This window comes from Synechococcus sp. H60.3 (genome assembly GCF_047462295.1).
Classification (GTDB): Bacteria; Cyanobacteriota; Cyanobacteriia; order Thermostichales; family Thermostichaceae; genus Thermostichus.
Window position 1 is genome coordinate 1 of sequence record NZ_JANSIY010000214.1, and the last position, 1,053, is coordinate 1,053.

Below are 1,053 nucleotides of genomic sequence, written 5' to 3' on the forward strand. Positions count from 1 at the left end.
GGGTTAAGAGTTGAGGCAACCATTAGAAATTGCTGGAAAACTCCATAGGCTCACTGGCTGGCTAAGCGCCCACAGGTGCGGGAACCTGGATCTCAGTGGTCATTTTTGGGGGATGGGTGAGGGTGTTGTGGATGATGCAAGCATCGACAGCTTTTTCTAGGCCCTTTTGCTGCCTTTCGTCGAGGGGGATCCCCGTCTGAACGCGAATGCAAATGTTGTCTAAGCGGCTGGGGTGCTCAACTTTATCTGCAGTAACAACCACTTCCAGCCCCCGAGGATCCAACTGCCGCGCTTCCAGATACTTGACGGCATAAAAGCCAACACAGGCACCCAAAGAGGCCAAAAACCACTCCGGCGGCGTCATTCCCTGATCTTGGCCGTGGTTGTCCAAGGGCTGATCGCTGAGGATGCGATGGCCGCGGCTTTCGGCTTGAAATTGAACGCCATTTTGGTAGGTTACGCGCACTTCCACTGGGGATCCCTCCTCTATTTTTCCATCTGCCAGAGTTGGCCAGCTCCTAGCCTATAAGTTCAACCTAGCGCTACTTTAGGGGCAGCCTAAGAATTTTAGAGATGACTTTGGGATCAAGCTGATGCAAATGGGGATTGGCTCTCTTGTTGTTACTGTTGCTACGGCAATAAACTAAGTCTTAGCAGCCATTAAACCGCCACCAATCCCCGCTCGCGAAAGATCTGCAAAGCGTGGTTGATCTGTTCCGGCGTGGGCGGCTGGACATCGCTGAGGGTGTAGGGCAGTCCCAACTGCTGCCATTTGTATTCCCCCATCTTGTGAAAGGGCAAAACCTCCACCCGCTCCACGTTGGATAGAGTGGCCACAAACTCAGCCAAGCCCTTGATGTTTTCCTCAGGATCTGTTAGTCCAGGAACGAGAACAAAACGAATCCAGGTGGGCTTGTGAATCTGATCCAAATAGCGAGCCAGATCGAGAGTGGGCTGCAGCGAAACGCCGGTAACTTTGCGATAGAGCTCCGGCAGATAGGACTTGATATCGAGCAACACCAAATCCGTATGGGCCAAAACCGGCTTGGCCAC

1 protein-coding gene and 1 pseudogene are annotated in these 1,053 nt (G+C 52.9%); both read right to left on the reverse strand.

Annotated elements, in window-relative coordinates; translation table 11 throughout:
- Positions 1 to 61 precede the first annotated feature (61 nt).
- Positions 62 to 472, reverse strand: coding sequence for an OsmC family protein (locus tag NW841_RS12855; protein ID WP_414335832.1), 411 nt, complete (start codon positions 470 to 472; stop codon positions 62 to 64).
- Positions 473 to 660: 188 nt separating this feature from the next.
- Positions 661 to 1,053, reverse strand: a pseudogene (locus tag NW841_RS12860) (pyruvate formate-lyase 1-activating enzyme); the annotation flags it as partial.